This is a genomic window from Neisseria flava, from assembly GCF_982712965.1.
Genome location: NZ_CEXQBZ010000067.1, coordinates 1 through 6784, shown reverse-complemented (window position 1 = coordinate 6784; position 6784 = coordinate 1). Strand labels below are relative to the sequence as shown.

Below are 6784 nucleotides of genomic sequence, written 5' to 3'. Positions count from 1 at the left end.
CTTACACAGAGCGCCTGAATAGGCTTTTATGAGTGTCCAAGATTTGGGGGCCAGTTCAGTTTTCAGACGACCTTTTTACTTCCTTAACAATTTACCTGATACGCTTTACCTGCCCGACTGTGCCCACACGTTTTGCAGGTAGGCGTAGGTCAGCTCGGCGGTGCCGGACACCAGCGCGATGTCGCTGCCCAAGTCTTCGGCTTTGCCCACGCCGATGGGCAAGGCGCCGGCGGCTTTGATGGCGGCGACGCCGGCGGCGGCGTCTTCAATGCCGATGCATTGGCGGATATCCGCGCCCACGCCCTCGGCGGCAGCGAGGAAGATGTCGGGGGCGGGTTTGGAATGCGCGACGGCGGCAGGGTCGGCGACGGCGTCGAAGAAGTGGGTCAGCCCCATGCGTTCCAGCAGGAACGGGCCGTTTTTACTGGCGGACGCGAGGGCGATTTTTTTGCCGTTTGCCCTCAATGCTTCCAGCAGCGGCAAAATGCCGGGGTACACGTCTTCGGGTTTGACTGCCTGAATCATCTCGACGTAGTTGTCGTTTTTGCGGCGGGTCAGTTCAGCGAACTCGGCTTCGCCGACGGTTTTGCCGCCGTGTGCGAGGATGCGTTTGAGCGAATCGTCGCGCGACACGCCTTTGAGCTGCTCGTTAAACTTGCGGTCGATGCTGATGCCCAGTTCTTCGGCGAGCTTTTTCCATGCGCGGTAGTGATATTCGGCGGTATCGGTGATGACGCCGTCGAGGTCAAAGAGGACTGCGGTAAAAGTCATTTTGCGCCCTCCTTATTTTTCCAACGCGACAGTGTGGCTGCCGTTGAGCGTGATGTCTTTGCCGTACACCTGCAAATCGAGCGGTTCGCCTTTGAGCAGGGTGAAGACGACGTTTTTTTTGCCGACGGCGACTTTAATCAGACGGCCTCGGTAGTTGATGTGGAAGGCATAGCCTGTCCACGCACTCGGTAGGAACGGTGCGAAGCTGAGTTTGCCGCCCCAAGTTTTCATTTGGGCGAAACCTTGGACGATGGCGAGCCACGAGCCGGTCATGGAGGTGATGTGCAGGCCGTCTTCGGTGTCGTTGTTGTAGTTATCCAAGTCCAAGCGGGCGGTGCGCTGGTACATTTCTACGGCTTTTTCTTCTTTGCCCAGTTCGGCGGCAAGGATGGCGTGGATACAAGGCGACAACGAGCTTTCGTGCACGGTCATCGGTTCGTAGAAGTCGAAGTTGCGGCGTTTTTCGTCCATGTTGAAACGGTCGCCGAAGAAGTAGATGCCTTGCAATACGTCCGCCTGTTTGATGAAGGGTGAACGCAGGATTTTGTCCCACGACCATTTCTGGTTGAGCGGCAAATCGTCGGGCGAAAGCGCGGACACGGGGCGGATGTCTTTATCGAGGAAGCCGTCGTGCTGCACGAATACGCCGAGTTCTTCGTCATGCGGACGGTACATATTCGCGCTGATGTCCGCCCATTTTTCCAACTCGGCGGCACTCACGTTCAAATCCGGACGTGGGTATTTCGCCAGGGCTTCGCGGGTGTAGTCCAATACCCATGCGGCGAGGGTGTTGGTGTACCAGTTGTTGTTGATGTTGTTTTCGTATTCGTTCGGGCCGGTTACGCCGTGAATCATGTATTTGCCGTTGCGCTTGGAGAAGTGGACGCGGTCCGCCCAGAAGCGGGACACTTCGACCAAGACTTCCAAGCCTTCTTTGGCAAGATAGCTTTCGTCGCCGGTGTAGTTGGTGTAGTTGTAGATGGCGTAAGGAATCGCACCGTTGCGGTGGATTTCCTCGAAGGTGATTTCCCATTCGTTGTGGCACTCGATGCCCGTAAACGTTACCATCGGATAGAGTGCGCCCGCCAAGCCCTGTTCGCGCGCGTTGTGCTGCGCCTGCGGCAGTTGGTTGCGGCGGTATTGCAGCAGGTTGCGGGTAACTTCGGGTTCTGCCAGTGCGAGGTAGAGCGGCACGGCGTAGGCTTCGGTATCCCAATAGGTTGCGCCGCCGTATTTTTCGCCGGTAAAGCCTTTGGGGCCGATGTTCAGGCGCGCGTCTTCGCCGTAGTAGGTGGAGAACAGTTGGAACAGGTTGAAGCGGATGCCCTGCTGCGCTTCGTCGCTGCCTTCGATGACCACGTCGGCGATTTCCCAACGGTGCAGCCAACCCGCTTTGTGTGCGTCCAGCAGGGTTTCAAACGCAACACCTGCGACTTTTTCCGATAAGGCGCGGCCTGCGGCTTTTACCGCTTCCAAGCCTTGATAATCGCGGCTGGTGGTAACAATCACGCGTTTTTCAAAGGTTTCGGGCGTACCGCCGACTTCGGCTTCAAAAGAATTGGAGACCAGCCAGTCGGTTTGGCTGCCGCCGAGGGCTTTGAAGCTGCCGGCGAAGGTTTGCTCGGCGTTGACGATGAATTGTTCCACGCCGAAGGGATTGGCGACGGTTTGGGTAGCAATGTAGGAGCGGTCGTCTGAAACGCCTTTGTCCAATACCTGCCAGAATTTTTCTTCGTAGTTGGAGTCTTCGTTTTTCACGTCGGCGTCGATGATGGAATCGATGCGGACTTGGTGGGTTTTGCCGTCGACGGATACGGCTTCCCAGCGGATGAGAGCCAGCTCTTTTTGCGCGACAGAAAGGAATTTGCACACATCGAAACGCACGCCGAATACGGTGAACGAGCGGCGCAACACACCGTGCTGCATATCGAGTTCGATGGAGAAGTCGGCAACGTCGTTTTTCGCCAGGTCCACCTCTTGCCCGTCGACAAAGATTTTGACTTTGCTGAAATTGAGCGCGTTGATGGCTTTGCCGAAATATTTGGGATAGCCGTTTTTCCACCAGCCGACGCGGGTTTTGTCGGGGAACCACACGCCGGCGATGTAGCTGCCCAAGTGGCTGTCGGCGGAGTAGGTTTCCTCAAAGCTGCCGCGCATACCCATATAGCCGTTGCCCAAGCTGGTCAGGCTCTCTTGCAGCCGTTTGTGTTCTTTTTCCAGTTTTGCCGAACGCAGCGTCCAAGGGCTGATTTCCATGATTCTTGTGTACATCGTAAAGCTCCTGTTTTGATGGTTTTATGGCAAACCGTTTTGAAATACGGTTCGTCTTATTCAATCGGATAAAGCGTCGGCAGAAGTTTCAGACGACCCTCCTGCCGATAAATGAAGAAAATTATGCGCCGCCGTGTGTTTCTTTAATCAGGAACACGGAAAACGCGCCCAGCAGCAGGACGACACCCCCTACCAAGAACATATTGGCCTGCAAACCGCCCATCATCGGGAACAATATGAAACTCAACAGCGAAGCGACGATTTGGGGCATACAGATGGAGCCGTTGAACAAGCCCAAATAAGTGCCCATATGCTTGCCCGACAAGGCGTTGGTCACAATCGTCAGCGGATAAGTGATGATGCCCGCCCAAGCAATACCAATTAAGATGTAAGACAACACCAGCGCGTATTGGTTGCTGATGAAGAATACGGAGAAAAAGCCGAGCGCGCCCAAAGCCAGGCAGCTGAAATAACCCGCCTTATGGTATCGGTTGGGGATTTTCGCCAATACAAACGAACAAATCACCGCTGCAACCGACTGCACCGCCGCCAATACACCGTACCAGTTGCCCGCTTCCTGATAGCCTACGGAAGACGCATCGGTCGTATGCCAGACGTTTTCCGCAATCGCGCCTGCGGAATAAGTCCACATATATTGGAAGGCGAACCAGCAGAAAAACTGCACCAGAGTAACCGTCCAAAACGCTTTAGGCGCGGTTTTCAAGAGTTCGATCCAGTTGGTCTTCTCCTGATTCGCCGCCACGTCGATGCCGTGGTAGCGGGCGTAGGTTTCCGGATCGTATTCCTTCACTTTGAAAATCGTGAACGCGCTGGTAATCACCAGCAACGCCGCGCCCACATAAAACGCCACGACCACGGTCTGCGGCACGACGCCTTTCTCGGCAGTGTTCGCCAAACCGATATACGCGAACACAAACGGCAGAATCGCCGCCACAACCGCACCCGTATTCGCCAAGAAACTCTGAATCCCGTAGGCGTAGCCCTTCTGCTCCTCGTTGACCATGTCGCCGACCATCATCTTAAACGGCTGCATCGCCATATTCGACGACACGTCCAACAGCGCAATCATCAGCGCGCCGAACGACAAAGCCGCCAGTGACGCATAGCCGAAGCCGAAGCTGCCCGAGTTCGGCATCAAAATCATCACGATGACCGCAATCAGCGTGCCGTAAAGCAGATACGGCAGACGGCGGCCGCCCAAGTGCGGCTTCCAAGTGCGGTCGGAGTAATGGCCGACAATCGGCTGCACCAGCATCCCCGCCAACGGCGGCAGGATAAAGAACCAGCCGAGGCTGTGCGGGTCGGCGCCGAGCGTCTGGAAGATGCGGCTCATCTGCGAGCTTTGCAGGGTAAAGGCCGTCTGAACGCCGAGAAAGCCGAAACTGAGCATCCAAATCGTGCTTTTCGGCAGCGAGGGCAAGCCCTGCCGTGTTGTTTGCGTATTGTCCGACATGAGGTAGTCCTTTCGTTTTTTTGTAAAGAAAGTAGTAAATTTGTTTAAATTTTAAATATTGACCCGAAACTGTCCCGTTTGTTCATTTTGGCAGACCACATTCAATCCGGTGCGGCGTCGCCCCGCTTTAAAGCCAATCCACTATATTTTTGATAGTGTCGGCATCCGAAAATCAATCGGAGAGGTCGTCTGAAAAATATTTTAAAAACGTATCGGATGATGTTACAGAAGTATGTGTGCGTAAATTATGTGCCATTCTAGCCATACACCTAAAAGCCAAACAACCACTGCATACCTCAAACCTGCCTTACATCAAATATCCCTGTAAATTTTCTTATTTCCACTTTACAGACCGGAGATACATACAGGTCGTCTGAAAAAACAGTTACGTTTTTTCAGACGACCTTTTCAGTTAAAAATAGTAAACCGCCTCGAAACGCGGTAAAATACGCTCCGTTTCCAACACGACGCCTGAATCAGCAGGCTTTTATTATGGACCTTCCCAGTTCGTTTTTACTGAACTTCCCTTCCGGTTTATCCCGAAATACACGATAACCATCCCGCCGAAATGCCTTCCCGCATCCGGCGGGCGGAGCATTTATGAGCATCGAACAAACCCCTCCGAACCTTGAAAACGACGGTATCGAAAGCGACGTAGAGCGCGTTTCCGCCGATTTCGACCGTATCCACGCGCTGTGCGAAATCCTTTCGCCCGCCTTCCCGCAAATTGAGGAAGGCGTGCCGATTGAGGACGAGGCGTTGCGCGACAAATTTACCGAGCTGACCGTCCTTTTGAACGAGCTGCACCCTGCCGACGTGGCGGCGGTGTTGGAATCGTTGCCGCCGCGCGAACGTAATATCGTTTGGTTATTGGTTACGCCGGAAGACGACGGCGAAGTGTTGCTGGAAGTCTCCGACGCGGTGCGCGAAACGCTGATCGAGTCGATGGACAAAGACGAGCTGTTGGCGGCGGTTGATGACTTGGACGCGGACGAACTGGCGGAGCTGGCGGGCGATTTGCCGCACCAAGTGGTTTATGAAGCCTTGCAGACGCGCGACGAGGAAGAGCGCGCCCAAGTCAAGGCGGCGATGTCGTATGAAGACAACCAAGTCGGCGCGATTATGGACTTCGAGTTGGTCAGCATCCGCGCCGACGTTGCCTGCGAAGTGGTTCTACGTTACCTGCGCCGTTTCGAGAGCCTGCCCGACCATACCGACAAGATTTTCGTGGTCGATGAAAACGACATCCTGCAAGGCGTGCTGCCCATCCGCAAACTTTTGGTTGCCGATCCCGAAGACTTAGTGGCGGACGTGATGGCAACCGAAGTCGTACGCTTCCGTCCTGAAGACGACGTGGAAGAGGCGGCGCAGGCGTTCGAACGTTATGACTTGGTTACTGCGCCCGTAGTCGATGAAAACAAAAAGCTCATCGGCAGGATTACCATCGACGAGATGGTGGACGTTATCCGCGAAGAATCCGAAGCGGATATGTTGAACATGGCGGGTTTGCAGGAAGAGGAAGATTTGTTCGCGCCTGTCTGGGATTCGGTGAAAAACCGCTGGATGTGGCTTGCCGTCAACCTTTGCACTGCCTTTCTCGCCAGCCGCGTTATCGGCGCGTTTGAGGGCAGTATCGAAAAAATCGTCGCACTCGCCGCGCTGATGCCCATCGTCGCCGGTATCGGCGGAAACTCCGGCAACCAAACCATCACCATGATTGTCCGCGCGATGGCGATGGGGCAGTTGACAGGGATGCAGGCGGGACGTTTGTTGAAAAAAGAAGTCGGCGTTGCCTTGGTCAACGGCATCATCTGGGGAACGGTCATGGGCGTGGTGTCATGGCTGCTGTACGGCAGCATCGGCATCGGTTTGGTGATGGTCGCCGCGATGACACTGAACCTTTTGCTCGCCGCCTCGGTCGGCGTACTCATCCCCGTCATCATGGAAAAATCCGGCCGCGACCCTGCTTTGGGCAGCTCGGTGCTGATTACGGCGGTAACGGATTCCGGCGGTTTTCTGATTTTCTTGGGACTGGCGACAATGTTCTTGCTGTAAGGCCGTCTGAAAAGCGGATGGAAAAGATTAAAGGTCGTCTGAAACCATGTGATTATGGGTTTCAGACGACCTTTTTAATTTTTATGGGGGAGGAAAGTGAATCTAAGCTAAACAAACAGCTTTTCCTGATAGGCAAATCCAACGCGGCGGCGGGTAGGGCGTTGCGATACCTGCTGCGGATTGTAGCGTGGGCTTTGCCCACGGAATTGATGG

Annotated in this window: 5 protein-coding genes; 2 read left to right on the top strand and 3 right to left on the bottom strand. The window is 54.7% G+C overall.

Features of this window, described 5'->3' with window-relative positions; translation table 11 throughout:
* Window positions 1-105 precede the first annotated feature (105 nt).
* The 3 genes from pgmB to AC5M9B_RS03985 form a co-directional block, all read right to left on the bottom strand.
* Window positions 106-771 (bottom strand): beta-phosphoglucomutase, encoded by a 666-nt coding sequence (gene pgmB / locus AC5M9B_RS03995; protein ID WP_070655149.1) that lies wholly within the window; start codon window positions 769-771, stop codon window positions 106-108.
* A 12-nt stretch (window positions 772-783) separates the two neighbouring features.
* Entirely contained in the window at window positions 784-3042 is a 2259-nt protein-coding gene (locus tag AC5M9B_RS03990) for a glycoside hydrolase family 65 protein (RefSeq protein WP_487648284.1), read from the bottom strand.
* Window positions 3043-3163: 121 nt separating this feature from the next.
* A complete protein-coding gene (locus AC5M9B_RS03985) occupies window positions 3164-4516 on the bottom strand; it encodes an SLC45 family MFS transporter (RefSeq protein ID WP_146736414.1) in 1353 nt (450 codons plus the stop codon).
* 600 nt (window positions 4517-5116) lie between these two features.
* On the opposite strand from AC5M9B_RS03985, the gene mgtE reads away from it, so the two are divergent.
* Window positions 5117-6571, top strand: a complete 1455-nt coding sequence (mgtE, locus tag AC5M9B_RS03980) for a magnesium transporter (RefSeq protein WP_070439809.1) — start codon at window positions 5117-5119, stop codon at window positions 6569-6571.
* Window positions 6572-6588: 17 nt separating this feature from the next.
* Window positions 6589-6784 (top strand): hypothetical protein (locus AC5M9B_RS03975; protein WP_487648283.1); only part of this gene is annotated, 196 nt, incomplete at its 3' end.

What these genes read in the sequence shown, in the direction of transcription:
- pgmB (WP_070655149.1), bottom strand. Translation starts at nt 771, where the DNA reads ATGACTTTTACCGCAGTCCTCTTTGACCTCGACGGCGTCATCACCGAT.
- AC5M9B_RS03990 (WP_487648284.1), bottom strand. Translation starts at nt 3,042, where the DNA reads ATGTACACAAGAATCATGGAAATCAGCCCTTGGACGCTGCGTTCGGCA.
- AC5M9B_RS03985 (WP_146736414.1), bottom strand. Translation starts at nt 4,516, where the DNA reads ATGTCGGACAATACGCAAACAACACGGCAGGGCTTGCCCTCGCTGCCG.
- mgtE (WP_070439809.1), top strand. Translation starts at nt 5,117, where the DNA reads ATGAGCATCGAACAAACCCCTCCGAACCTTGAAAACGACGGTATCGAA.